The organism is Corallococcus sp. RDP092CA (assembly GCF_041903675.1).
In the GTDB taxonomy this organism is placed as follows: Bacteria; Myxococcota; Myxococcia; order Myxococcales; family Myxococcaceae; genus Corallococcus.
This window is the reverse complement of record NZ_JAYESI010000045.1, coordinates 1-25,091: the sequence shown is the minus strand read 5'-3', so window position 1 is coordinate 25,091 and position 25,091 is coordinate 1. Positions and strand designations below refer to the sequence as shown.

General features: G+C 67.6%; 26 protein-coding genes. 15 read left to right on the top strand and 11 right to left on the bottom strand.

Going from position 1 to position 25,091, the window contains the following annotated elements:
* Positions 1-75: 75 nt before the first annotated feature.
* Positions 76-735: a glutathione S-transferase family protein gene (locus U8525_RS31780; RefSeq protein ID WP_374270473.1), complete on the top strand. Its 660-nt coding sequence runs from the start codon at positions 76-78 to the stop codon at positions 733-735.
* Positions 736-776: 41 nt separating this feature from the next.
* Here the strand turns inward: U8525_RS31780 and U8525_RS31775 are convergent, their stop codons facing one another.
* Positions 777-1,703, bottom strand: coding sequence for an AraC family transcriptional regulator (locus U8525_RS31775; protein WP_374270472.1), 927 nt, complete (start codon positions 1,701-1,703; stop codon positions 777-779).
* A gap of 85 nt (positions 1,704-1,788) precedes the next feature.
* Here U8525_RS31775 and U8525_RS31770 point away from each other — a divergent pair, with 85 nt between their 5' ends.
* Genes U8525_RS31770 through U8525_RS31760 form a run of 3 tightly spaced genes read left to right on the top strand, consistent with a single transcriptional unit; the run spans position 1,789 to position 3,892 of the window.
* The gene (locus U8525_RS31770; protein ID WP_374270471.1) at positions 1,789-2,373 is read left to right on the top strand and encodes an NADPH-dependent FMN reductase; all 585 of its coding nucleotides are present in this window, start codon (positions 1,789-1,791) and stop codon (positions 2,371-2,373) included.
* The gene (locus U8525_RS31765; protein WP_374270470.1) at positions 2,370-2,816 is read left to right on the top strand and encodes a nuclear transport factor 2 family protein; all 447 of its coding nucleotides are present in this window, start codon (positions 2,370-2,372) and stop codon (positions 2,814-2,816) included. The genes U8525_RS31770 and U8525_RS31765 overlap by 4 nt, the downstream gene beginning before the upstream one ends.
* A complete protein-coding gene (locus tag U8525_RS31760) occupies positions 2,813-3,892 on the top strand; it encodes a Gfo/Idh/MocA family protein (RefSeq protein WP_374270469.1) in 1,080 nt (359 codons plus the stop codon). The genes U8525_RS31765 and U8525_RS31760 overlap by 4 nt, the downstream gene beginning before the upstream one ends.
* A gap of 232 nt (positions 3,893-4,124) precedes the next feature.
* On the opposite strand, the gene U8525_RS31755 is transcribed toward U8525_RS31760, so the two are convergent.
* Entirely contained in the window at positions 4,125-4,676 is a 552-nt protein-coding gene (locus U8525_RS31755) for a TetR/AcrR family transcriptional regulator (protein WP_374270468.1), read from the bottom strand.
* Positions 4,677-4,780: 104 nt separating this feature from the next.
* On the opposite strand from U8525_RS31755, the gene U8525_RS31750 reads away from it, so the two are divergent.
* Positions 4,781-5,695 (top strand): NmrA family NAD(P)-binding protein, encoded by a 915-nt coding sequence (locus tag U8525_RS31750; protein WP_374270467.1) that lies wholly within the window; start codon positions 4,781-4,783, stop codon positions 5,693-5,695.
* Positions 5,696-5,911: 216 nt separating this feature from the next.
* Here the strand turns inward: U8525_RS31750 and U8525_RS31745 are convergent, their stop codons facing one another.
* From U8525_RS31745 to U8525_RS31735, 3 genes are all read right to left on the bottom strand, one after another.
* Entirely contained in the window at positions 5,912-7,057 is a 1,146-nt protein-coding gene (locus U8525_RS31745; RefSeq protein ID WP_374270466.1) for a PepSY-associated TM helix domain-containing protein, read from the bottom strand.
* A gap of 262 nt (positions 7,058-7,319) precedes the next feature.
* Positions 7,320-7,781 carry an AgmX/PglI C-terminal domain-containing protein gene (locus tag U8525_RS31740; protein ID WP_374270465.1) on the bottom strand — a complete coding sequence of 154 codons (462 nt, stop codon included), beginning with the start codon at positions 7,779-7,781 and terminating at the stop codon, positions 7,320-7,322.
* Positions 7,782-8,326: 545 nt separating this feature from the next.
* Entirely contained in the window at positions 8,327-8,785 is a 459-nt protein-coding gene (locus U8525_RS31735) for a hypothetical protein (RefSeq protein WP_374270464.1), read from the bottom strand.
* Positions 8,786-9,540: 755 nt separating this feature from the next.
* Between U8525_RS31735 and U8525_RS31730 the strand changes: the two genes are divergently transcribed.
* Both U8525_RS31730 and U8525_RS31725 read left to right on the top strand, forming a co-directional pair.
* Positions 9,541-10,146, top strand: a complete 606-nt coding sequence (locus U8525_RS31730) for a TetR/AcrR family transcriptional regulator (protein WP_374270463.1) — start codon at positions 9,541-9,543, stop codon at positions 10,144-10,146.
* Positions 10,147-10,217: 71 nt separating this feature from the next.
* On the top strand, positions 10,218-11,150 hold the full coding sequence (locus U8525_RS31725) for an acetoacetate decarboxylase family protein (RefSeq protein WP_374270462.1): 933 nt from the start codon (positions 10,218-10,220) through the stop codon (positions 11,148-11,150).
* Between the two features lie 215 nt (positions 11,151-11,365).
* On the opposite strand, the gene U8525_RS31720 is transcribed toward U8525_RS31725, so the two are convergent.
* Positions 11,366-11,938, bottom strand: a complete 573-nt coding sequence (locus U8525_RS31720; RefSeq protein WP_374270461.1) for a hypothetical protein — start codon at positions 11,936-11,938, stop codon at positions 11,366-11,368.
* Between the two features lie 52 nt (positions 11,939-11,990).
* Positions 11,991-13,580: a DUF6923 family protein gene (locus tag U8525_RS31715; RefSeq protein WP_374270460.1), complete on the bottom strand. Its 1,590-nt coding sequence runs from the start codon at positions 13,578-13,580 to the stop codon at positions 11,991-11,993.
* Between the two features lie 441 nt (positions 13,581-14,021).
* Between U8525_RS31715 and U8525_RS31710 the strand changes: the two genes are divergently transcribed.
* Entirely contained in the window at positions 14,022-14,729 is a 708-nt protein-coding gene (locus tag U8525_RS31710) for a hypothetical protein (RefSeq protein WP_374270459.1), read from the top strand.
* Positions 14,730-15,096: 367 nt separating this feature from the next.
* Here the strand turns inward: U8525_RS31710 and U8525_RS31705 are convergent, their stop codons facing one another.
* Positions 15,097-16,221, bottom strand: coding sequence for an FAD-dependent monooxygenase (locus tag U8525_RS31705; RefSeq protein ID WP_374270458.1), 1,125 nt, complete (start codon positions 16,219-16,221; stop codon positions 15,097-15,099).
* A 139-nt stretch (positions 16,222-16,360) separates the two neighbouring features.
* Between U8525_RS31705 and U8525_RS31700 the strand changes: the two genes are divergently transcribed.
* The gene (locus tag U8525_RS31700; RefSeq protein WP_374270457.1) at positions 16,361-16,999 is read left to right on the top strand and encodes a TetR/AcrR family transcriptional regulator; all 639 of its coding nucleotides are present in this window, start codon (positions 16,361-16,363) and stop codon (positions 16,997-16,999) included.
* A gap of 58 nt (positions 17,000-17,057) precedes the next feature.
* On the opposite strand, the gene U8525_RS31695 is transcribed toward U8525_RS31700, so the two are convergent.
* Entirely contained in the window at positions 17,058-18,086 is a 1,029-nt protein-coding gene (locus tag U8525_RS31695) for a hypothetical protein (protein WP_374270456.1), read from the bottom strand.
* Positions 18,087-18,884: 798 nt separating this feature from the next.
* Between U8525_RS31695 and U8525_RS31690 the strand changes: the two genes are divergently transcribed.
* The gene (locus tag U8525_RS31690; protein ID WP_374270455.1) at positions 18,885-19,577 is read left to right on the top strand and encodes a hypothetical protein; all 693 of its coding nucleotides are present in this window, start codon (positions 18,885-18,887) and stop codon (positions 19,575-19,577) included.
* Complete coding sequence (locus tag U8525_RS31685) at positions 19,568-19,744, top strand: hypothetical protein (protein WP_374270454.1); 177 nt, start codon at positions 19,568-19,570, stop codon at positions 19,742-19,744. The genes U8525_RS31690 and U8525_RS31685 overlap by 10 nt, the downstream gene beginning before the upstream one ends.
* Positions 19,745-19,983: 239 nt before the next feature.
* Here U8525_RS31685 and U8525_RS31680 read toward each other — a convergent pair whose 3' ends face one another.
* On the bottom strand, positions 19,984-20,523 hold the full coding sequence (locus U8525_RS31680; RefSeq protein ID WP_374270453.1) for a hypothetical protein: 540 nt from the start codon (positions 20,521-20,523) through the stop codon (positions 19,984-19,986).
* Positions 20,524-21,066: 543 nt separating this feature from the next.
* Between U8525_RS31680 and U8525_RS31675 the strand changes: the two genes are divergently transcribed.
* The 4 genes from U8525_RS31675 to eno all read left to right on the top strand — a co-directional run bounded on the left by U8525_RS31675 (position 21,067) and on the right by eno (position 24,555).
* The gene (locus U8525_RS31675) at positions 21,067-22,080 is read left to right on the top strand and encodes a ferritin-like domain-containing protein (RefSeq protein WP_374270452.1); all 1,014 of its coding nucleotides are present in this window, start codon (positions 21,067-21,069) and stop codon (positions 22,078-22,080) included.
* A gap of 48 nt (positions 22,081-22,128) precedes the next feature.
* The gene (locus U8525_RS31670; RefSeq protein WP_374270451.1) at positions 22,129-22,680 is read left to right on the top strand and encodes a hypothetical protein; all 552 of its coding nucleotides are present in this window, start codon (positions 22,129-22,131) and stop codon (positions 22,678-22,680) included.
* 186 nt (positions 22,681-22,866) lie between these two features.
* Positions 22,867-23,259, top strand: a complete 393-nt coding sequence (locus U8525_RS31665; protein WP_374270450.1) for an HIT family protein — start codon at positions 22,867-22,869, stop codon at positions 23,257-23,259.
* Between the two features lie 12 nt (positions 23,260-23,271).
* On the top strand, positions 23,272-24,555 hold the full coding sequence (gene eno / locus U8525_RS31660; RefSeq protein WP_374270449.1) for a phosphopyruvate hydratase: 1,284 nt from the start codon (positions 23,272-23,274) through the stop codon (positions 24,553-24,555).
* 30 nt (positions 24,556-24,585) lie between these two features.
* Here the strand turns inward: eno and U8525_RS31655 are convergent, their stop codons facing one another.
* Positions 24,586-24,936 carry a DUF190 domain-containing protein gene (locus U8525_RS31655; RefSeq protein ID WP_374270448.1) on the bottom strand — a complete coding sequence of 117 codons (351 nt, stop codon included), beginning with the start codon at positions 24,934-24,936 and terminating at the stop codon, positions 24,586-24,588.
* Between the last annotated feature and the right edge of the window lie 155 nt (positions 24,937-25,091).

Sequence of the window (25,091 nt, the reverse complement as noted above, 5' to 3'; positions counted from 1 at the left end):
TCCTGACAGCCCCTTGTCACTCCGGGTGGGTAGGTACGCCCCAGCAAGAACCCCCTGTCGTCCAGGAGAACTGTCATGAAGCTCTACTTCCACCCGCTGTCCGGAAACTCACGCCGCGTGCTGCTCGTGGCGGCCCACCTCGACGTCCCCCTCGAACGAATCCTGGTCGACCTGACCCAGGGCGAGCAGCGCGACACGTCCCACCTGCGCCTCAACCCCAACGGGCGCGTCCCGGTCCTCGATGACGACGGCTTCCTTCTCTGGGAGTCGCGCGCCATCATCCAATACCTGGCCGAGAAGACGCCGGGGCAGACCCTTCTACCGACGGATGCCCGCGGCCGCGCCGACGTGAGCCGGTGGCTCTTCTGGTGCTCGGCCCACATGGCCCAGGCCAACACCATCCTGGTCGTGGAGAACTTCGTGAAGGCCCGGACGGGCCGTGGACCGCCGGAGCCCGCCGAGGTCGCGCGAGGCGAGGCGCTCTTCGCGCAATACGCGCAGGTCCTGGACACGCACCTCGCGGGCAAGAAGTGGGTCGCACAGGAGCGGCTGACGCTCGCGGACTTCTCCCTGGCCGCGTCGTTCGCCCTCGCCGGTCCGGCGCGCCTGCCGCTCGGGGACTACATGAACATCCAGGCCTGGCTCGCGCGTGTGCAGGAGCTGGACGCATGGAAGCGCACCACGCCGCCCATGCCGGTGCCAAACCGGACTGTTGAGACACCAGGCAGGTCGTAATCAGGGACCGCCCGGACTCCACGAAGCCGGGGCAACTTCACTCAGCCGCCACCAGTCCGCAGTCGTCGACGGTACGCGCCGGGCGTCTCACCAAGGTGGCGCTTGAACACCTTGGTGAACGCGCTCTCCGTCTCGTAACCGACATTGGCGGCGATGGCGCTGATGTTGGACCCGTCAACCGCTAGCAGCTCGGCGGCGCGGTGCATGCGCCAACGCGTGAGGTACGCGAGCGGCGCGAGCCCGAGCACCTTGGTGAAGCGCACCGCGAAGGCCGCGCGCGACATCGACGCTGCGCGCGCGAGCTTTTCGACGGTCCACGGCTCCCCAGGTGCCTCGTGGATGCGCTGAAAGGCGACGCCAAGCTGGGCATCGCCGATCGCTCGGAGCCATCCGACCTGACACGGGTTGTTCTTCACGTGGGAGCGCAGCGCGTGGACGAAGAGCACGTCGGCGATGCGGCTCGCGACCAGCTCGTAGCCGGGCTCCTCCGTGTGCATCTCGAACGCCATGAGGCGGAGCGTCGACTCGAGCCAGCGCACGACATCGCCCGCATCACCCGGGACATGAATCACCTCGGGGAGGTGCGCGACGAGCGGGTTGAGCGCCGTCGTATCGAACTCGAAGCCACCCGAGATGAGGGTCGTCGGAGCGCCCCCACCCCCGTACTGGATGATGCCACCGCAACGTCCTCCTCGCTGCGCGTAGACCTCGGTGACGTTCGCGGCACGCGAGCGAGCGTGGTCTTTCAGGGTGTGCGCGAGCCCCTTCTGGAGGAACACGAGATCCCCTGTGCCAAGCGGGACCTTGTTCCCGTGGACGTCGAGGACCACCGCGCCACGCGCCACGGCATAGAACGCGAGGCGCCGCGTGCCGTCGACACGAAGCCCCCACGGCGCGGTCAGCTCAAGGCGCCCGTAGATGGCGGTTCGGCTCATCCCGTCGCGGAGCACTTCGGTCAGGACATCCACGGGTAACCCTCTCGCAAGACGATTGGACAAGAACGCTGGACGAAAGCACGGTACGCGTCCAGCGCGCTGAGATTATCTCTCGCCTATGGCCGACAAGCTCAAGATTGGGATCATCCTCAGCACCACACGTGAAGGGCGGCTCGGAGAAGGCATCGGGCGCTGGGCGTTGGAGCTTGCCCGGAAACGCAGCGACGCCACGTTCGAGCTCGTCGACTTGCGAGACCACCCGCTCCCGTTCTTCGAGGCGAAGATGTCTCCGGCCCGCTCGCCCATCGACACGCCCACCGCGAAGCGCTGGAGCGAGACCATCGACGCCTTCGACGGCTATGTCTTCGTGACGGCGGAGTACAACCACAGCATCACGGGCGTGCTGAAGAACGCTCTCGATTACCTGTATCCCGAGGTCCGGCGCAAGCCAGCCACGTTCATCGGCTACGGGGCGGTGGGCGGGGTCCGTGCAGTTGAGCACCTGCGAAACATCCTCGCCGAGCTCCAGGTCGCGACGCTCCGGTTCGCTGTTCATATCGGGAAGAGTGAGATCCTCGGGCTCGTCCGAGAAGGGAAGACGCTCGCGGACTATCCCGACACCGTCGCCGCGCTGACGCCCGCGCTCGACGAGCTGCTCTGGTGGGCCGAGACGCTCAAGGCCGGTCGGGAGCGCGCAGCATGAGCCGGCTCGAAGCGCTCGCCGTGCGCGAGGTCATCGAGCGGTTTCACGACGCCGTGAACCACCGTGACTTCGCGGCCATCGAGCCCCTCTTCGCCGCCGATGGTGTCTGGGTGGTCGCGCCCCCCTTCGACCGCCACATCGAAGGGGCCGCGAACATCGCCTCCGGTGTGGCCGAGAGCGTCGGGAAGCTCGAGCTCCTCATCCAGACGTGCTCGCCGATCATCGTCGACCTCACGGACGAGACGCACGCCACCGTGCGGACCTCGATGCAGGAGGTTGGTCGTTTCAAGGGCGGCGGCTCGATGCGCGTCGCGGGGACGTACTTCGACACGCTCCACAAGGACGGAGGTGTGTGGCGATTCACGCACCGCGTCTTCCGCCCGCGCTACGCCGATGCCCCACCGCTGACCGGACAGCTCTTCGACACCCGGGAGTCCCCATGAGAACGAACAAGCCCATTGGCGTCGGCATCATCGGCGCAAGCCCTGGCCACACGTGGGCGACGCTCGCGCATCTACCGGCGCTCGCGACGCTGCCGGCGTTCCGCGTGGTCGCCGTGAGCACCACGCGCGCGGAGAGCGCGAACGAGACCGCGCTGAGGTTCGGCGTCCCGAGCGCGTTCAATCGACCCGAGCCGCTCATCGAAGCCCCCGAGGTCGAGCTCGTCGTCGTGTCGGTGCGCGCCCCCTCTCATGCGCCGCTCGTCCGCGCCGCGATCGCGGCCAGGAAGCATGTCTTCTGCGAATGGCCCGTCGGCGCCACGGCGGCGGACACGCGCGAGCTCGCCACGCTCGCCCGAGAGGCCGGCGTCCGCACCATCGCGGGGCTTCAACGCCGCCTCGCGCCGACCGTTCGCCACGCGAAGAAGCTCATCGACGGGGGCTACCTCGGCCAACTCCGCTCGGTGAACATCACCGCGGCCGTGCCTCTGCTCGGCGCGCGCCGCACCGCCTCATGGGCGTACACCGCGGACATCAAGAACGGCGCCAACGCGCTCCACACGATGACCGCCCACTTCCTCGACACCGCGCTCGCCATCGTGGGAGCGCCCGCGAGCTTCCAGGCACTCGTCACGCGCCAGTTCTCGGAGGCCACCATCGAGGAGACGGGCGAGAAGATCCCCATCACGACTCCCGATCAGATCGCGGTCGCGGGGACGCTGCGCTCGGGCGCTGTGTTCTCCGTGCGCGTCGAGTCCGGCAAGCGCAACGGCGCCAACATCGCGTGGACGTTCACCGGCACCGAGGGCGATCTCGCGCTCGGTTCCGACCTCTCGCTCGTGGGTGCGCGCGGCGACGGTCAGCCGCTCACGCCCATTGAGGTGCCGGCCGACCCGGCGTGGCCCGCGCGCGGAGAGCTGTCCGACGACGCCTTCCAGACCGCGCACCTCTACGCAGGCTTCGCCGCCGAGAGCCCGCTCGTACCGACCTTCGAAGACGCCGCGCACTTTCGCCGCGTGCTGGAGTCCTTCGTCGAATCGTCGACGACGGGGCGCCGGATCGAGTGGCCAGCGAGCTGAAGTCACCGTGGCGGCGTGAGGAGCGCCTGTGCCGCTCCAGAATCCGGTCGCGGCGGGGCGGTTCGGGCGACACGGCCCCGGACACCGACGTATCGCCCCAGCGCAGCCGAGTCCGTCGCGTCGCTCCGTGCAGGGCCCCACACGTGGACTGAAAAGGGCGCATCCCCGGCCGGCTCCTCCCCACGCCCGCGCCAGACCCGGCCGCTACAGCGGGGCTTCAACCAGCCGATGTTCACGGCCGTATGCCATTGAGCGCGAGGCGCAGCACCCGGCGCGCGGCGGCTGGGTCGCCTTCGTTGGCGACGGCGATCGAATTCGCCAGAGTCAGCAGGTCCTCCGACGTGGCGCCGGAGTGAAGCGCGCCCACCGATGACGCCCGGGCGACCAGGCCGCGCAACACGTCGAGCAGCATGTCGGTACAGCAGAGCTCTTCGGCGGTGAGCCCCTCCGGGCCTGCCAGCAGCGCGGTGGCAAGCCCTCGGTGGGTCGCGGTGTAGACCGTCACCTCCTCCAGCCAGGACGCCAGTTCGGCGGCGGGCTTCCTGCCCGGCTGCGCGGCGGCCCGCGCACAGAGCTGCGCGACCCCCTCGCGAAAGACCGCCTCCAACAGCGCCTGACGCGACGGAAAGTGCCGGTGCAGGGTCGCCGAGCCAACCCCCGCCCGACGCGCAATCTCCTCCAGCGACACCTGCGCACCATCTCTACCGACCAGCTCCGCGGCGACCGCGACAATCCGCTCCCGGTTGCGTCGCCCATCTGCCCGCAACGGCTTCACCTGCTCCACGGCGCATGCCTCCTCTCAAGCCTCTTCCTTGACAAACGGGGGCCTCCTCCGCATTTAAGCATGAAACAAACCGGTGGGGTCCCCCACTTAAAGAGGAGTTGACCATGAGCCGTGGAGATCCCGTTCTCGTCACCGCCGCCACAGGACGCCAGGGCGGCGCCACTGCTCGGGCGCTGCTGGCCAGGGGCACCCATCCCGTGCGCGTGATGGTGCGCAACCCGGAGGCGGCGAATGCGAGGGCCCTCGCGGCCGCTGGCGCCGAGGTGGTTGTCGGGGACCTCGATCAGCCGGTGTCGTTGCGCGCCGCCTGCGCCGGAGCGCGGGCAGTCTTCTCGATGCAAACCCCCATTGTCTCCGCTGCCGGTGTCGACTTCAGCAAGGAGGTCCAGCAAGGGAGGAACCTCGTCGAGGCCGCGCTCGCCGAGGGCGTCGAGACGTTCGTTCACACGGCGACGACTGGCGTTGGCGCCCATCGCGACGTCGAAGGCTGGGCGGAGGGGCGCTGGAAGGCCCACGAGACGTACTGGGAGAACAAGCTCGCCACCTGTGACCTCGTACGCACGGCGGGCTTCAAGCACTGGACCCTCATCCTTCCCGCCACCTTCATGGATCACGACATGGTGGATCCCGCCGGGTTCGTCGACGGCCGCAGGCTGCTGACGGTGGTCAAGCTCGACCGGCCTCTCGCATGGATCGCGCCAGAAGACATCGGTCTGGCAGCAGCGGCGGCGCTCACCTCACCCGAGACGTTCAACGGCGTGACGCTGGAGCTCGCGGGTGACGTGCTCACGCTTCCTCAAATCGCCGAGATCCTCTCGCGCCTCGACGGCAAGGAGTACGAGGTCCAGTCAGCCACGGTCGAGGAGGCCATCGCGGCCGGGATGCATCCTGGCGTGGCGCAGGGCATGACCTACATGAACGTCGCCCCGCTGCTGGCGCGGCCCGAGATCGCGCGCGCCTACGGCCTCTCGCTCACGAACTTCGAGACGTGGGCGCGGCAACGTCGCGAGAGGGCCTGACCGCAACTCCTCTCGTGCCTCCCCTTTCAGTCGCTGTGCCGTCTCCGTGAGACAGGGGGAAGGTAGGTGCTCACCGGTGTCGGAGCCATGCTCCGACACCGAGCGCCAGGGGAGCCACGGACACGGCGAGGCCCAGAGCATCGACAAATCCTTCACCCACCAGCATCAGCACCAGGCCCAAGCCTGAAGCAAGCCCCAACCAGGGCTGCCATGTCTTCATACGGCCCCCGCGAGCGACCTGGCACGACGGCGGTCGAAGAAGAGCCACGCGCCATTGAGGGTGATGAACAACGTCAGCAGGCTGCAGAGCGCCCAGAGAAGCTTCAAGGCCAGTCCGCCGTAGTTGCCGAAGTGCAGCGGCTCGGCGAGGAAGATGGCTTGGAGATAGGCGGGCATTTCAATCTTGCGGGCGACCCTCCCCGTGGCGGCATCCACCAAGGTGACGTCCAGCAACTGCGCGTCGAGCCCCTGGCTGCCTCCCATGATGACGCCGTAGTGCCGCGGCGTGGTCAGCTCGGTGCCAGGGTAGATGACGCTCCGCACGCCCCAGCCAGGCGGCGCGGAGGCCTCCTGTGCGGCGATGATCTGCGCCGCGGATGCGGGCGGGGAGCGAACGTCTACGGGTTCGGCCTGCGCGAACTCGCGGCGCAGCTCGCTCAGGTCGGTGTACTGCCACAGGCCCAACGCCACCTGGCTGAAGCCCAGCATGAAACCGGTGGCGCTCACCACTACCGCCCAGCCCAGCACCATCGCGCCGATGAAGTTGTGAAGGTCCAGCTGCGTCAGCCGCTGCCCGCGAGCCCAGCGGATGAAGCCGAACGCCACCTTGCGCATGTAGGGCGCGTAGATAACGAGGCCCGAGAGCAATGAAACCGTCACCAGGAGCCCGACTAGCGCCCCCAGGAGCCGGCCGAGCGGCCCCATGAACCACTCCGCATGAAGCTCGAGCAAGACGCCAGTGAATGTCTTCGATGGGTCCGACTCGCCCAGGCGCTTGCTGGTGCCCAGGTCATAGAAGCTCAGCTTGGCACCGTCAAAACCCGTAGCCTCAAGTGCGTTGAGGACCACCAGGAAGACACCTGGGTGGCGCTCAGGATCCAGCCCCACGCTGATGATTCGCTGGTCGGGGAAGTCGCGGGTCGCCTGGGCCAGACAGTCGGCGATGCGTGACTGGGTGGGCACACTCGCGCCAGGAACCACGCCCAACGCCGCATCGAGCTCCTCGTGAAAAATGAGCGCGATGCCCGTCACGCACAGGACAAGAAATGGCAGCGTCGCCACGATGCTCGTCCAGCGATGGAGCCACAGATTGATCCGAAACCACCGCGACGGTCGCTGACCTCTCCCTGTCCACTCACGCATGGACCCACTCATGTCGAGGCCGAGCCTCGCTTCTCAACCATTGCGCGCGACCGTCCCGCATCCGCGGGCGCGCCATCGGGGACCAGGGCCCCCTCTTTCGAACGGCAAGCTATCGATAACGATTCTCATAGTCAACTTCACCAAGAGTGGGTGCCCACTCGAGGATGCCTGGCACGAGCCGTCGGGTTGCGAGTTGTGCCGCGCCAGAGTTCGGTCGCTGCGTCATGCGGACCTCCAGGAGCTGAGCGCGCGGCCGGCGAGCCTATCCTCCGTCCCGCGCGAGCGATTGGAAGACAAAGGGATAGGTGATGGTCACCACTCCCGTGCCCCAGGGCGCACGGAAGCGGGCCTGCGACAGCTCCGTCAGGAGGCAGGACAGGAACAGCGGGTCGTTGAGCGTGGACTCGATGATGTCCGCGTCCTGGAAGGACCCCTGCGTGCCCTGCCCCACCAGCGTGAAGCGCACCACCACGCGCTGATCGCCTGCGCCACGCTCGGCCAGGGGCGCGAAGCACTTCTGGAGCCCGGGGCGGACGTCCCGAATGGCCGTCCGGATGTCCTCCTTGCGCACCGTGGCCTCCTCGGAGACGCCCACCGCCTTGACCGGCGGCGGACCGGGCACCTCCAGGCCTCCGGACGGCGCCTCGCGAGCCACTTCACCTGACGCCCCCGCGAGGTGGGAGGCCTCGCGCTGGGAACCCGGTGTGAGGACAGGGCGTACCACGCCTCCCCCTCCATTTGCCTGAGACGCGCGTGGAACACCCGGCTCCATGGAAGGAGCGGTCACGCGGACGGGCCTCGCCGCCTCCGTCACCGCGGGAACCTGGGGCTCCGAAGCCATCCAGCGACGAACCAGGAGCACCAGGCCCAGCGCCAGCACCACGAACAGGGGGAGGAGTTTGCGCACGCTCCCCCAGGATAGCGTCCCACGCCCACCCCATGGGGCCAGCGTCCGGGCCCCAGGTTGTTCGAGGCCCAGGGCCCCCAATCCCATAGGTGGCCCACTTCCGCCATGCCCGCGCTTCGCAGCGGGGCGTGTCGTCGCGGGGATGCGCCACGTCTCCAAGCCACTGCGGGTCAGAAGAGGGAGGCGCGCATGGCCGAGGTGGACGCATCTCTCGACGCGCGAAACTCTCAGAAAAAGGCCAAGCCCCTGCTGCGCGCAGGACCTGCTCGACGGTTCGAGAGCTACGAGCGGTCGCCCAGACCTGAACACCCGCCCGGCAAGCAGCTCGACGCCATTGCGCGTGACCTCAACGAACGCTCGCGTCAAACGCTCGCATGCCCCACAACCGCCGAAACCTTCGCATCAACCATTGCGATGACCGCCAGAGACCGTTCTTCTGTCGTATGGTCAATGTTTCGCTGGGCAAAGTCCCGAGCGCGGCGCGTGAGCAGGTCGCGGAGCCTCCACACATAACCGCACAGGAATGCGGCGCCTGGAGGGAGGGTCAAGCCAAAGCCGAGCAGAATCGTGGAGGGCCGGGCGCCCAGTGCGACTGCCACTGGAATGGATATCGCCGCCACGGCGGTAAGCCCCAGCAACACCCAATCAACGGTGCGCAGCCTTTCAAACAGTCCGACCCGAAGCGAGGCGGGGGATCGCTCTGCCAGCACGAGCAAGGGGATGAGGTCCGCACTGCCAACGCCTGCTCGCAGAGCGAGCTTCAGCTGGAACGGCAGGAACGCTGGGCCCGAAAGAAGCCGACTGGTCGGTGCGTGTGGCATGGAAGCAGGACCTTCTTTGGGCCGAAAGGAGAGTAATTCGCCAACAGCAGCGACGTCGTGAGCAGGAATATATTAACGACTCTCAAGAATGTCCATACGGACGGGTTGTGCGCGACGCAAGGCTGGAATTCTGTTTTCCCAGAAATGACTGATATTCATTTCATGATGCACAGCGGTATTTATTGCCGCGAAAATGCTTTGAGTATTCGGCTATCCAGAAGTCGACCCAAGGTCCAATTGACGCGAATGGAAAGCCCTGGTGAGACCCTTCCATTGAGGCAGGCCTGACGCATCAGCAGGTTGCCCGCCCGCTGGGCATTGGAGAGGCCACCATCAGCCGGGCGCCGCACCGTTGGATTTCACACACAAGAGTCCTTCGCCGCGCGCATGAGCGGTTGGCCAGCATCCCACCAGGCACCAGCCGGACCAATCTCCTAGCGGCGCTCCATCCTTGGGCGACCGGCGACTCTGGCATCATTTTCCGGGCGTGCGGTCCGCGCCAGCTCCCTGGCCAACGTCAGGCAGTACGCCTCGCGCGCGAGCGTCCGCTCATCGACGGAACGTCCCGACGTCGCGGGGCTCTCGTAGCTGCCACCAGACAGCTCGACCAGGTCGATGCCAGGCGGTGCGAGCATCTCGATGACCCTCCTGGGAACACGAGGGGCGCGAAGAGGATGGATGACATCGCAATCCTTCTTCCGTTAATCAGGGAACATGTACACAGTGTCCACATGAACATCGGAGCAAAGTAAGCGATGTCAACATCAGCCAAGGCCGGGTACCATCACGGCGACCTGCGGGCGGCGTTGCTGGCCACCGCGATGCGGATGCTGGAGGCGGGGGAGCCGTTCTCGCTGCGCGCCGTCGCCCGCGGCGCCAACGTCTCCCCCACCGCGCCGTACCGTCACTTCGCGGACCGCGAGGCCCTTGAGTCGGCGCTGGCCACCGAGGGCTTCCGCGACCTCAAGGCCCGCCTGCTGGGGGACCGCCCCCTCCCCTCGTCGGCATCCAAGCTCGCCGAGCTCGGGTTGAGCTACGTCAACTTCGCGCTCGAGCGGCCGGCGCTGTTCCGGCTCATGTTCGGCAAGCCCTGCGACGACACGAACGACCAGCGCGTCCGAGCGGCCGCCGAGCTCCACGAGCTGCTCGCCATCGCCCTGACCCGCGTCTTCCCGGACGCCGATGTCCCCGCCCTCGCGACCGCCGCGTGGGGCCTGGTGCACGGCCTGGCGTTCCTTCACCTGGACGGCAAGCTCGCGGCCACACCGCCCGAGGACGTCGCGAAGCGGGTGCGCTCCGCGTTCGAGGCGCTCCTCTCGCTCCAGACCGCTCCCTCGCCTCGACCCCGGCGACCGAAGTGAGAGTTGACAGTGCTCACATCCATCTCTAGGCTCATGTGAGCACTGCTAACATCAACCCGGGGGCCATACCGATGCAATCGAACCGCCAGGATGTCATTGAAGTCGACCTCGGTGGCCATGTCGTCCCCGTCCCCAAGGGCGGGCTGTATGACCGATACCGGATGAAGACCGATCTCGACGAGATCGCGCGCGACCCTCGCGTCCGCGGCGTGGAGTTCTTTCGGCGGCTCCCCAAGACCGAGGTCGACTCGCCGATTGGCCCCACGCTCACGCCAAACTTCTACTATCGCGTCTCGACGGCCCGGCTCACGATGCTCGCGCCCTCTCGCGCGGTCCGCGCACGCCTCCCGGAGGAGCTGGCCCCACTCGAGCTCGTACCGGGGCTCGGTTTGATCTCGGTGATGTTCTTTCGGTACGACGTGTGCGACATCGACTTCTACACCGAGGCCGCCGTCGGGATCGCGGTCCGCCCCGCGCGTCACGGCGGTCTCGGCGCCTTCGACCTCGTGAGCAGCCTCGCGAATGACCACCTCCATTCCTACGTGCTGTCGCTGCCGGTCAGCACGGACATCGCCATGGTTCGTGGTCGCCATGGCTACGGCTTTCCCAAGTGGGTCACCGGGCTCGAGGTGGACATTGACGCCCACCGCGCCACGGCACGCGTGACCAACGACGCTGGCGACACGGACCTGGCGCTCTCGGTGGGCACCCCCGCCCAGACCGGGTATCCAAGCGGTGAACGGGTCTCGAGCCTCACGTCCTATACGTCGAACAACGGCGCGTGGCACTCCACGCTGAGCCAGACCCACGTGCTGTCGGCCGGGAGCACGTACCGCCCGCGCGCGCTCACGCTCCAGGTCGGTCAGGGTCGCATGGCCGATGACCTGCGCTCGCTCGCTCCAATCCGGACCCTCCGGCTCGACGTCATGACCGAGGGCCAGATCGCGCTCCACATGCCAATCCCGCTCTCGGTGCCCACCGCCCGCCAAGGCCTCTCGCGATGACCTCCGTCCTCAGGGTCCTCGCCGCCGCCGCCCCGTGGACGCTCAATGACAGCCCCCAGCATCCCTCCGGCTGCTGAGCCGGGGAGCTCGTCGTCCCCCGCGAGGTGTTCACCACCGCCCGCGGTGAGGGCGAGGCCGGGGTGACCTCACGCGGACGCCCGGCCCCCCCTTGAAGGGGAACCGGGCGTCCGGACTTCACCTGCGTCAGCGGCGCGTCAGAAGGCCACCGCGGACGTGGGCATCATCATCGCGTCCCCCACGCGGGGGATGATGACGGAGCGGGCCAGGTCCAGCTGCACGACCGCGTGCTTGCGCGGCGCCAGCAGGGCCCGGGTGACTTCGAACCGCAGGGGCGCGGTGCGGACATCCAGCGCGCCGATCCGCTGGCCGTCCTCGAAGGCGCCGTACTCGTCGAAGCGGATGACCACCTCCGCCGAGTCCACGCCCGGAGGCAGCGTGAAGTAGCCCACGAGCGCCGCGTGGTCCGGCCGCGCGAGGTCCATCACCGTGGCCTTCATCTCCACCGGCAGCTCCCTGCCCCCGGCGGACACGGTCATGCTGTCCACGTTGACGTAGGCCCCCTGGTAGCGGTGGGACCCCACCCCCAGGATGCGCACCTCGTACTGGTTCTCCGCCAGGTTCGCGTGGACGTCGTCCGACAGGGCCGGCATGAACCCCGTCGGCGCCGCGGGGGTCTCCGCGCCGTCGTTCGGAGCCTGCTGCTCACCGCAGCCCATCAGGCTCAACCCACCCATCACTGCCACCATCCACAGCTTCCAGTTCTTCATGTGCGTGTTCTCCAGAATCTGAATGTTTGGAATCGAGGTCTGAACCCAGCGCTCAGAGGCTGTTCTTCGGCTCGCGGGCGATGGAGAGGGCATGCGACGCCGACGCCGGCCCACCATTGAAGGACATGGGCAGGGCGTACCGGGCGCCCTTGTCGTTGAGCGCGCGCAGCTCGTTCAGCTGGGCCTCCATGTCCTCGCGGCTGCCGGAGTCCATGACCGCGCGGGCGCGGTCGATTCCAGGCTGCGTGGACGCGCCGAAGAGCCGCGAGTTGCAGGTGGCGGTGAGCGACTGGCGCCCCAGCTTCACGCGCAGGGACTGCTCCTGCGTCCGGGGGACGCGCTGCTGCGTCGCGGAGGGGCTGAGCCACAGGACGCCCATGGCCTCCTCCACGCTGTTCACGACACCCATCCGGCCCAGGTCGATGCTGCCGCCGTTGGCGAGGCACGCGGCCACCGCCTGCTCATGCGTCTTGAAGAACCCCTCGTTGCGGGTCGTGCTCTTCTCCAGCGGAGAGGGGAACGGGCAGGAGGCGAAGTTCTCGTTGCCGTTGATGCTCACGGCGCCCGTCGCGACGGGCGTGAAGGTCCCGGTCGTCACGTCCACGGCGTAGAGGGTGTTGATGGGGTGGATCAGGCCGGTCAGGTCGCTGCCGTAGACATAGAGCGTCCCCGAGGCATCGAAGGCGGCGGCGGTCACCGTGAAGTACAGCGCGGGCAGGCCGGTGATGCCGTCCGGCGGCCCGATGGGGCCGTAGTCGGTGGTGTCGCCCGTGTTCGGGTCGAACCGCGTAAGGCGGTGGGTGACCTGGTTGTAGCCATACACCTGGCCATCAACCGGGTTCGTCGCGAAGTCGAAGATGCTCGCCAGCGTCGGGGCGACCCCGGAGCTGATGACGGTGCCCGTGGCCAGGTTGATGCGGGCGTACGACGGGATGACGCCGAAGCCCGGGCCGCTGAAGACGAGGTAGGTGCCGTCAGCCAGCACGGTGCCGGCCGGGTACGTGTTCAGCAGGTTCAGCTCCGGCAGGGGCCCGACGACGGTGGCGACACCATCCGCGCCAATGCGCACCAGGTTCTTCAGCGGCAGCGTGTTGTCGATGGCGTAGATGTAGCCATCCAGGTGGTTGAAGGCCGTGGCGGAGTAGAACATGTTCGCCGAGGAGAACGGCGTCAGCGCCGCCGTGGCGGGGTCCATCCTGCTGAGCGTCGTGTTGGGCAGCCCCAGGGCGCTGTCCGAGTAGTACAGGGAGCTGTCGCAGGGGAGCGTGTTCGCCGGCTGACACGTCACCTTCACGCTGCTCTGCGCGGTGCCGCTGTCCCACGTGGCGAAGAACGTGTTGGTGAACGACGCGTTCGGCAGCGGGCCGGGCGTCGTCGGGTCGTCATCCGCGTTCCCCAGCGCGACGCAATCTTCGAAGCTGTTGATGGTGTACGAGTAGTAGGAGATGAGGTTCCCACCCACCGGCACCGACTGCGGAAGCGGGGGCGTGAACGTCCAGCCCGAGGGCTCCAACAGCGGGTCCGTCGCGGTCAGCAGCGTCGAAGGAAGCGTCGGGTGCGAATTGAGCGCGACCGTCGTGAAGTTGATCGTCGTCGGGTACGAGGTGATGTTGAATGTCTGATAGCCGTTGACCAGCTTCAAGACAACGAAGTCGTGAGCCTGCGCAGCACCGCCGACCATAACCGTGGCCGCCGCAATGGCAGCCTTCCATGCCTGATGCATTCGTTACTCCCCCAGAGTACTAAATCCTCCCACCGTGGGAAGGACTGCGCCCCCTCGGTGCACCCCACGTGCCATGGCGGAGAAACCCGCTTCCCAATCAGACCTCCAACAATGAAGTGTGCCCCGGGTACGGCAAATCAGCATTTCGAGCCCCACAGACAAAACAGGCATTGCACGAATTGATATCAATGACATGCACATGGCACGTTCCGTTCAATGCGGGCCGCGGGTTCCATGGAGTTGGCGACGAAGACCCTGCCCTCCGGTCAGGGGCGGCCGGGCTCTGGCCATACACAGCCATTCTTTCACAAACCAAGACTCGGCTATCCATGCCCTGATCAGGCGCACCTTCCCATCTTTGTGGCCGACATACGCGCGGTGCAGGCGCAGGTGGACCGGCTGCTATCCAATGAGGGCTTCAACGTCTGGAAGCTCTTCGGAGCCTGGGTGCCCTTCGTGCTGGCGGAGCGCACGGCGGCCGTCATCGCACTGGACTGGACGGATTTCGAGAAGGATGACCAGGAGTCGCTGGTGGCAAGCCTCGTCACTCGCCATGGACGCGCGACGCCGCTGCGATGGACGACGCTGGTGAAATCGGCCTCCGCAGGCAACCGGCAACTCACCGAGGACCTGGTCCTCCAGCGGCTGCGGGAGTTGATTCCCTCCCACGTGCAGGTGACGGTGCTCGCAGACCGGGGCTTCGCGGATGCGAAGTTCTACGCGCTCTTGAAGCAGTTGGACTTCGAGTACGTGGTGCGCTTCCGCTCGGACATGCTCGTCACGTCCGAGGAAGGGGAAACGAAGCCTGCCACCCAGTGGGTGCCGGAGGGTGACCGGGCGAAGGTGCTGCTGACGCTGCTGGGCGCCGCGGGCGAGGCGCTTGGCTACGACAAGCACTTGAAGGTGAACACGGCGAAGAAGCGCCCCCACTCGCTCTTCACTCAAGGCACTGACTACTTCATGGCCATGCCGCGCATGAGTGATGACCGACTCCGCCCGTTGGTGGAGCGCTTCGGGCAATTGGTCCGCGAGCACTCCGTGTTCCAAGAGGCCTTCGGATTCATCTGATTCAGATGAGGGGATGCCTCAGGTCACTTCTCTTCAACATGCGCTCTCCGGGAACGGAATTGTTCAAGGTCGATCAAAATCCGTTCCGAGCGCTCCAGCTGCGCCCTCCCTCAAGAAGGACACGTGAATGCTTCACTGACGCGTCAACAGCAGCCCCCGACGCGACAATGACGCCCTTGATACGAGCCGTGACCCGCTATGACTTCATCGTGGCGCCCAAGGAGGTGGCGGCGTGCTTCTCGCTGCCCCCTCGCATGGATTGCTCCGTGGCGGCGCGCGTCCGATCAGGTAGGCACCGCCGGGTCTTCGTCTCCCACACAGGTCGCCGTGGGAGCGCTCCCGCGCCCGTTTGGGGGAGCGCGAGCGCTCAGAAGGAGGAGTGGGTCCGCGCGTTCCTCGCGCGGATGGCCTCTTCAGTCCTCGGAACGAGGGACTCGAGCCCGGTCCTCACGGCCTCCGCCTGGACCTGCTCGATGAACGGCCGGAAGCGCTCGTTGTAGGCTCGAAACGCGAGCTCGAAGTCGCAGTCGTGCTCTCGCATCGCATCCGCCAGCGCGGCCGCGCCATCGATGGCCAACGAGCCCCCCATGCCGGCAGCGGGTGACGCGCAGTACGCCGCATCGCCGACCAACGCGACCCGGCCTCTCGTCCAGGAAGGCATGCGGATCTGGCACAGCTTGTCGAAGTAGAAGTTCTTCGAGCCCCGCACCTCTTCGAGCAGCTCCGCGGTCCTCCAGCCCGTCCCCGCGAACTGGTCCGCGATGATCCGCCGCTGCGCCTCCTCGTCGCGACGGTCGTAGGAGAGCTCCTTGTCGGAGGCGAACGCGAAGATGATGTCCGTGTTGTTCTTGTAGGCGTTGAGCATCACGGCCTTGCCCGGCACGTTGAACATCTGCGCGGTGTCCCGCTCGATGAGCAGCTTGTCCACGATCGTGATCGAGAAGTACTGCTCAAGGAAATACATGTACCGGGCCTCGTCGCCGAACCAGAGCCTCCGCACGGCGGAGTGAACACCGTCGCAGCCGAACACCAGGTCGAACGTGCGCCGGGCGCCCCTCGCGAACGTGGCTTCGATGCTGTCTCTCGTCTCGCGCAGCGCGGCAACGCTGTCGTCGAAGATGACTTCGATGGGGTCCTTCACGGCGTCGAACAGCATGTTCAGCAGAACGGTCCGCTCGATCTCGAACTCGTCATCCGAGGGAGCCTCGCCTTCCTCCCTCAGCACCATCGAGCGCTCCGTGACGTCCCGCTCGTTCTTCATGTCCCACCGCCGCAGGCTCAAGCGGTTCGCCCGGATCTGCTCGAAGAGGCCCATGCGCCGGACGATGTCGACGGTGTTGCCTTTGATGTCGACAGCCGTACCGCCAACCCGGAGCCCGCGCGCGACCTCCACGACGGTGACCTCGTAGCCCAGGCGGCTCATCCAAAAGGCCGTCGAGAGCCCGGCGAAGCTCGCCCCGGAGATGAGGACCTTCTTTCCATTCGCGCGCATGACGTCTCCTCTGGACGGCCGGATCACGGCAGCCCCGGAGCCGTAATATTGTACCCGGTAAACTTTTTCGCAATCGATTCGTTTACCGGGTATAAAAATCTGTCTCCCAGGTTTGCGGCGCTTCGTTAGAATCCGGCGCATGGGCGAGCGACGCGAGCGCAAGAAGCGCGAGACCCGGCAGCGGATCTCCGATGTGGCGACGGAGCTTTTCTTCGCGCGGGGCTTCGAGGCGGTGACGCTCGACGAGATCGCGGCCGCCGCGAACGTCTCCAAGATGACGGTCTTCAACTACTTCGCGCGCAAGGAGGACCTCATGCTCGATCGCCAGGATGACCTGAAGCTGGTCTTCTTTCGAGAGGCGATCCGCGCGAGGCCCCCAGGGCAGTCTCCGATCGCCGAGCTCCGCGCGCTCATGGGCAGGATGCGGGAACAGAAGCATCCCTTCGCGCGCTTCGACCGCCACACGGCTGACTTCTGGCGCTTCGTCGCGGCCAGCCCGCCGCTCGAGGCGCGGCTCCGTGAGCTCGACGACGAAGCGACCGAAGCGCTGGCGATCGAGCTCGCCGGTCCGGGGCCGGATGGCCTCGCGCGGCTCGCGGCCGGCATGATCGTGCTGACGGTGCGCACGGCGCGCCAGGAAGCCGTCCGCGTCTTCGACAGCGGCAGCTCCGCGAAGAAGGCGAACGCTGTGTTCTTCACCTTGATCGATCAGGGCTTCGCGGCCGTGCAAGGCATGGCGGAGACCGAGACGCGCGGCGAGAGCGTGCCCGCCCGATAGGTGGGCCTCCCCCACCCCGCGGGTTCCACCCGTTGCAAGCGCAAGGCGCGCCTCCGCGCTACAGGAACTCGTCCCCTCCCCCGGCCTCCGGCTCCTGCGCGGAGAGGAGAACGTCCCCGGGCCGCTGCTCCACGCGGAGGCCCAGGCCCATGGCGGTCAGGTCCTCGACCGCGGCGAGGGCCTCCATGACGGGCTGCACATCGGCGACCCGGGCAGGCGCGGCGGTGCGCTCGAGGCGCGAGCCCACCCGTTCCAGCAGCGTGTGCGAGGGGAGGTCCTCGATGTATCGGCCGTACAGGTAGGCGGGCGCGATCAGGTGGGTGGCCTCGGAGGGAGAGACGGTCGCGATGCTCGTGTCGAAGCGCGCCCGCGCCTCCTCCCGCGAAGTGTCCTGACGCCACAGGCCGAGCAGGGAGCGCAGGAAGTCCCTCAACGGTTGCGACCGGGCCTGCCCCCGCTGGGCCGAGGCGACCTCCAGCGCCCGCTCCGCGCGTGCGGGGTCGGGCTCGACGAAGAACAGCGGCAGCACCTCCTCGATGCCAGGCGTGTAGAGGGGCTCGGCGAGTCGCTCCGGCTCCCCCGCGAACGCGCGCAGCGTCTCGGGTTCGAGCGGCTCCCCCGCGAGCCAGCGACACCACAGCGCCTCGAGCGAGCCCGCGGCGCGCGGTGCGCGGCGCAGCAGATGGGGACGTGCCTGCTCCACGCCTCCGAACAACAAGACGGTCACCAGGTCCGCGGTGGAAGGCCCCTCGGGGAACTCGAGCGCGTCCGCCCCCGTCCAGCGCGCGTATCGTTTGCGCTTCAGGTCGCGCTGGACCTCGCGCGCCACCTCGCCCCACGCGGACCACGGCACGCCGAGCGCCGCGTAGTCCCTCCGGAGGCGCTCGTCCGCGGGGGCCGAGACCTCGTTGGGGCGCTTCTTGAAGTCGGCCCGCACGCGCTTGAGCTCCTTCGCGAGCGCGGGCAGCTCCTCCGCCGGACAGCCGCCGGTCAGGAGCCGGAGGCGGGCGATGGGAACGCCGTGCAGCTTGAGCAGCCAGGCTTTGAACGCCGACCAGGCGGGCTCGGAGAGGTGTCGGGATTCCACGGGCTGTCCTCACTCAGGTGGCAGACCCGCGCCCCCGCGATGGGGCCGTCGGGCCCTGGGGCCTGCTCCGCGATGATAGTCAGCTCGAGCCGTGGAGCCCCAGGCGGTGACGTCCTTCGCGGGCGGAGACGCCTCCTGAATCCAGCCAATCCGGCCCCCGCCTCGCCCTTGCCCGGCCAGAAACTGGAGAGGCCGCGGCGCGCTCACGGTCGCCGGAAACCGCCGGCCACGCCTCTTCTCCTCCTGTACACTCGCTGGAACTTTCGGAACTGGCTGGCTGCGTCAACGCGAACGCACAGGGTTCTGGCGCTCCCAAGGCAGCTCCAGCGCGCCCCCCTGTGCCCAACTTCCTTGGAGCCGCCACCATGAAGCGTGTCGCCACCGCGATGTTCTTGATGGCCAGCACCGTGTCGTGCAGCGACGAGCCCACCCAGCAGCAGCCCGGGGCTGACGGCCTCAACCCCGTCTTCGCGACCTCGGCGGCGAGCGCGGAGGTGTGTCCGACGGTCGGCACGAAGCTCGAGGTGGGCCTCGATGCGAACCGCAACGGGAAGCTCGACGCAGCGGAGCTCCAGCAGGACCTCACGAGCATCGTATGCAATGGCGCGGACAGCACGGTCGCGGGGCCCGCCGGTCCGCAGGGGCCCGCGGGAGGAACCGGGGCGGTGGGCCCGGACGGGGAGCAGGGCCCCAGCGGCGTCGCGGGGCCCTCGGGACACGGGCGCCCTCGTCGCGGGCGGGGCCTGGGACGGCGCGACGGCGGGCGCCATTCCCCTGGAGGGGCCCGGCACGCGCCTGATGTGGTACCCGGAGAGGAGCGCGTTCCGCGCCGGCTCGGTCACGGGCACGCAGTGGGACGAGGCCAGCGTCGGGCACTTCAGCTTCGCCGCGGGCGAGGACGTCACCGCCAGCGGCCCCAACAGCACGGCCTTCGGGCTGGGCTCGCAGGCGTCGGCCAGCGCCTCGTTCGCGGCCGGTGAGGAGTCCGTCGCCAGCGGCACTGCTTCGGTCGCGCTCGGCTACCATGGGACCACCAACTCGCGGCAGGGCGCGTTCGTGTTCGCGGATCGCTCGTCGGTCAACACCTTCAGCGCCGGCGTCAACCACTCGGCCAACTGGCGTGTCTCGGGCGGCTTCCGCATCTACACGGCCTCCAACCTGTCCTCGGGCATCACCCTCCAGTCCGGGAGCTCGGTCAGCAACTGGGGTCAGGCCAGCGCGGTCATCAGCACGAGCACCGGCGCCATGCTGACGACCGGCGGCGTCTGGCAGAACGCGTCCGACGTCCACCGCAAGCACCTCTTCCAGGAGGTCTCGTCCGAGGACGTGCTCAAGCGGGTCCAGGCGCTGCCCATCACCTCGTGGAGCTACCGCGCGGAGGACGCGACCATCCGTCACCTGGCCCCACGGCGCAGGACTTCCGCGCCGCGTTCGGCCTCGGCGTGGACGAGGTCTCCATCGGGACGGTGGACGCCGACGGCGTGGCGCTGACCGCCGCCAAGGCCCTGGCCACCCGCACCGATGAGCTGCGCGCCCGGGTGAAGGCGGTCGACGCGGAGGACACCACCCTGCGCGAGCAGGTCTCCACCCTGGCCCAGAAGAACGCCGCGCTGGAGGCGCGCCTGGAGCGCCTCCTGGACGGACGGCGGGGCGAGTAGCGAGCCGCGCGGCTCCTAGAACGCGACCGCCCTGCCGCGCATGCACGAGCAGGTGGGGACGCGGGAGACCGCCCCGTTCGCGGAGCGCATCGCCGTGAAGGGCACCCCGCTGAAGGACCTACGGGCGCGGAGCGCGATGCGCTCATAGCTGGAGCAGGCCGTGAAACTCGGGGCGGGAGTCCTCGCATAAGGCCCCTCCCGCCCCAGACCTCACGTGGCCAGAGCCGCGAGGCGAGCCCTCACGGGAACGCCGCGACGGTCGGCGGCGTGGTGCTGGTGAAGAAGTCCGGGAAGGTCGCGGTGTAGTGGCTCCCGCTGCCGCTCTCTCCCAGGATGACGCCGGTCTTCGAACCCGAGACGGTGACCGTGGTGCCGTCCGCGGCAATCGCCACGTTCTCCGACTGGATGTTGCCCTTCCCCAGGTAGACGCCCAGGCCGACGGTCCGGATGACGGTCAGGGTGGCCGGGTCCACGTGGCGCACGCTGAGGGTGATGGGCGCGCTGCCGCTGACGCTCCCCTTCGAGGTGTAGCTCGCGGCGATTCCCAGCCCGTTCGCCGCCACGGAACGCGTCGGCACATAGATGACGGACGTCCCCAGGGTCACGCTGCCGGTCCCATACACACACGTCGGGATGGGCTGGCGGAAGAGCTTGATGTCATAGACAGGCGGCGTCACGTTGGCCTGCGGATAGGCGGAGATGCTGTAGATGCATCCGTCAAGCGACGCGGAGGATACCGCTGACTCCTGCTGCGCCAGCGCGTCGTCCTGGCCGGTCACCCCATCTCCCCCACCGCAGGCAGGGAAGACCATTACGACACAAAGACAGACAGCCCGTTTGAAGAATCGCATCATTCAATGACTCCTTGGCTCGCGGGAAGCGCGCGCAAGGTAGCAGCAATGCGATCCTCCTCGTGGACAATCTGCATGCATCCGCGCACTCATCAATGACACCACAGGGGGCGATGATGACCCCGGCCCCGAGGAGCACCCACGCGCAGCAAGCTGCTGCGCCGGGCCAAGGCTCGCTCACCGCGTCATGAGTGCGTCAAAGCTGCGTCAAGACGCGCGCGACGCGGCGCCGATGTCCAAGAAGGTGACCGGGGGCCCCAAAGGCTCGCGTCCAGCGGTCCCAGGGCCATGACACGTCAGCCCCCGTCATTGACGTGTCATGGCTCTGGCGCTCCCCCAGCGCCGGGGACCGGCATCACCCCAAGTAGCCCATAGACCTGGGAAACAGACTTTCCCGGCTTCTGGCACGGACGTTGCTCTTCGCGAGGGCGCATTCCTCAATGGCAACCGACCTCCACCTTGGAGCGACTTGTGCAAACCAACCCCTGGACCGATGCAGCCCTCCTTGATCACCTCCAGAAAGCCGTCTACCTGGAGCTGTGGACCATCCCGCTCTACCTGACGGCCGCCTACTCCCTACAGGTCCCCGGCACGGACCCCGCGCACCCGCCCCAGCAGGTCATCGTGCGTGGCAACAAGAACCCCAATCGCAGCCGGGAGCAGCTCGCCTTCAACAACATCTATTCAATCGCCGTGCAGGAGATGCTGCACCTCGAGCTGGCCAGCAACCTCTTCAATGCGCTGTTCGCCTCCAAGGGATTGTCCCCGAAGTTCACGGGCGAATGGGCGCCGCGGTACGACAGGTTTCCATCCTGGATCGCGGGCAACAAGCCCGTGCAGTGCGGGCCCGTGAACCCCGAGCAGATGGCCCTCCTGGCGTCCATCGAGACGCCCGAGCCCAAGAGCGACGGCGCGCCTGACGGGCCGCGCGAGACCTATGACTCCATCGGTCAGTTCTACAAGTCCATCGAGCAGGGTCTCCAGGAGCGCTGGAGCGCGCTCTACAAACCCGACGTGGACCCCCACCGGCAGAAGAACGAGTTCGGCAACTCGGACTACAGGAATGACTACTACACAGGGTTCAGCAGCGTCATCAGCGGCGACAGCGACACCGCGCTGAAGCTCGCGAACGGGGTGCTCCAGGCCATCATCGGCCAGGGCGAGGGCAACCGGGGCCCCCTCATCGAAGCGGACCTCCGGCCCGAGGACGCCAACGACGTCGAGGACCGGTTCAGCCACTTCTCACGGTTCCGGATGGTGCAGGCGATGCTGAAGTTCGGTGGCCCGCTCAAGACCTACCCCACCACCACGAAGAGCAAGGAGCTCGCGAGCGCGCAGAATCAGCTCACCGACGGCTTCCAGAGCCTCCTGACCGCCCTGGAGAAGGGCTATGCGGGGAACGGCCAGCTCGACCTCACCCCCATGTGGACGCTTCCCCAGCAGATCGTGTCCGTCTGGGCCGCGGGCGGCGTGCCGCAGTTCTAGGTCCTCCGCAGTGCGTGCAGCTCGCTCGACATCACGAGGAGAACGCCCATGAGCAACGAGACCGCGAAGCTACACCCCCAGGACAGCGTGACGGTGCATTCCAATGAATTGACCTTCACTGGACTCACGGACGCGGACTTCCAGCTGCAATCCCATTCAATCACGTCGGGGCAACCCTTCAACGGAGTCAGCCGCCTTGGAGGAGGGACGCTCAGCGTCAATGCGGGCAGGAAGCACAGCAAGCCCGTTGGCGACTGGTTCAACGCGCAGGCCTCCGGTGCGAAGCTCCCGACGCACACGGAGCTCAGCGCTCCCGACGAGCTGAACTTCGCGATCCAGGGGACGTTGATCTTGAACGACGGCAACGGCCCCATCTCCTGCCCGAACTTCGTCATCGCCCAGGGGAACTGGGGGTCGGTCAACTACTGGTGGATCTCGGCCCCCGGCATGATTGAGACCGACAGCGATGTGCAGTACCTGGGGAAGGCGGGCACCTTGCCGTGCACGCAGAATGGCCGCTCGGTGAAGGTTCACTTCACGACCGAGAGTCCCAACAACTCCAACACCCATTCCATCATCGTCAGGGTCACGCCCGCCTGAAGGGGACGGAGGACGTCGTGGCGGTCCCCTGGGCCAGGGGCCGCCTCGGCCGGAGCGCCGGGCCAGGCTCGCCCGGCTCCTTCCACGCAGCACCGGGCCCCTCCAAGGGGAGCGTGCACGAGTCAGCCACCCGGCCCGTCCGCCCTTGCCGCGCGGCCCGACCGTCGACACCCTCGACAGAGGAAGATGACGACCTCACCGACAACGTGCCCCTTCTGTCAGCGCATCCAAGGAGGCGAGACCCTGCTCGACCGCGACAGGGTCGTGGCGATTCCAGACGCCTCTCCACTCAACCCCGGCCACACGCTGGTCGTCCCCCGGCGACATGAGCCGGACTTCCTTGCGCTCACGCCCGACGAGCTCCGCTGCGCCTTTCAACTCGTCGGCGAGCTGCGCGCCCTCCTGCAAGAGCGATACGCACCGGATGGATTCAACGTGGGCGCCAACATCGGGGCCGCGGCGGGCCAGACCGTGGACCACGCCCACCTCCACATCATCCCTCGATTCAAAGGAGACGTAGAGGAGCCCCGGGGCGGTCTCCGATGGATCATTCCAGAGCGGGCCCGGTACTGGCCTTGAAGGAGTCGACCCATGAGCGCCATCTCGAGGATTCACGCGAGAGAGATCCTGGACTCGCGGGGCAATCCCACCGTCGAAGTCGAGGTCCGCCTTGAAGACGGCGGCAGCGGTCGCGCGGCCGTGCCCTCCGGCGCCTCCACCGGGAGCCGCGAGGCGGTGGAGCTTCGAGACGCGGATGCCTCCCGCTACGGAGGGAAGGGCGTGCGGCGAGCCGTGGCGAACGTGAATGACCTCCTCGCCTCCGCGCTCAGGGGCTGGAATGCCGCGGACCAGGGCGGGCTCGACCGGGAGCTGTGCCGGCTCGATGGCACCCCCAACAAGTCACGGCTGGGGGCCAACGCCCTCCTGGGCGTCTCCATGGCCGTGGCCCGCGCCGCGGCGGCGAGCGCGGGCCTCCCCCTCTTCCGCTCGCTCGCCGGTGGCTCCCCCACGCTGCTCCCCGTCCCCATGTTCAACGTCCTCAACGGCGGAGTCCACGCGGACAGCAGCGTGGACTTCCAGGAGTTCATGATCGCCCCCGTGGGGGCCCCCTCGTTCAGCGAAGCGCTGCGCATGGGCGCGGAGACGTACCAGGCCCTCAAGGCGGTCCTGAGGAAGGCGGGCTACAGCACCGGAGTCGGCGACGAGGGCGGCTTCGCCCCCAGCCTCAAGGCCAACGTCGAAGCCATCGAGCGCATCCTACAGGCCATCGAGCTGGCGGGGCTCCGGCCGGGGCAGGACATCGTGCTCGCGCTCGACCCGGCCGCGAGCGAGTTCTACGACCAGGGGACGTACGTCCTCGCCAGATCCAGGGAGGGACGGAAGACGTCCGAAGAGATGGTGGAGTTTCTGGCGGGGTGGGCCCGGCAGTTCCCCATCGCGTCCATCGAGGATGGCCTGGCGGAGGGAGACCGCTCGGGGTGGCAGACGTTGACGCGTCGCCTGGGTGGACAGCTCCAGCTCGTGGGCGACGACAACTTCGTCACCAACCCCGCCATCATCCAGGAAGCCATCCGGGATGGCATTGCCAACGCAGCGCTCATCAAGCTCAACCAGATTGGTACCGTCTCGGAGACGCTCACCGCCATCGAGACGGCCCGCGCGGGCGGCTACGGCACCGTCATCAGCCACCGCTCCGGAGAGACGGCGGATGACTTCATCGCGGACCTGGCGGTCGCGACCTCCGCGGGGCAGCTGAAGTCGGGGGCCCCCTGCCGCGGTGAGCGGTTGGCCAAATACAACCAGCTCCTACGACTGGAGGAGGAGCTTGGCAGCGCGGCGCGCTACGCCGGGCGGAGGCCCTTTGGCCGCGCCTGACACCGGGAGGGCCCGCTGGCGGGCGGACCCCTAGCCACCGCGCTTCTCACCTGCCGCGTAGCTGATGACACGCACCTTCTCCAGCGTCACCAGCCCTCCTTGAATCATCTCGTCAAGGATGGGCAGCAGGCGCTCGATCTGCGCTGGCGTGTCCACGACCTCCAGCACCACGGGCAGGTCCTCGGAGAGCCGAAGCAGATGGGAGCTGTGCACCACGCTCGTCGCGCCGAAGCCCGCGACACCTCGGAAGACCGTGGCTCCCGCGAAGCCCTCGCGGTGCAGTCGCTCCAGGAGCGCATCCTGAAGCGAGAGGTGGTGCCACTTGTCGCTCTCTCCAATGAAGACCCTCGCCAGGGTCTGCTCGCCTTCAAGTATCCGCATGACTTGATGTCCCCAGGCCGCCTAGCTGCAATGCCGGTCAGTTAGGGCGGGGGCGCTTCACCCACTTCTTGTCGTAGTTGCTCATCTTGATTTTGACGACTCGTGGGAAGCGCCTCTCGCTCCTTCGTTCCGGTAACAGCAGCAACCCCAAGTGC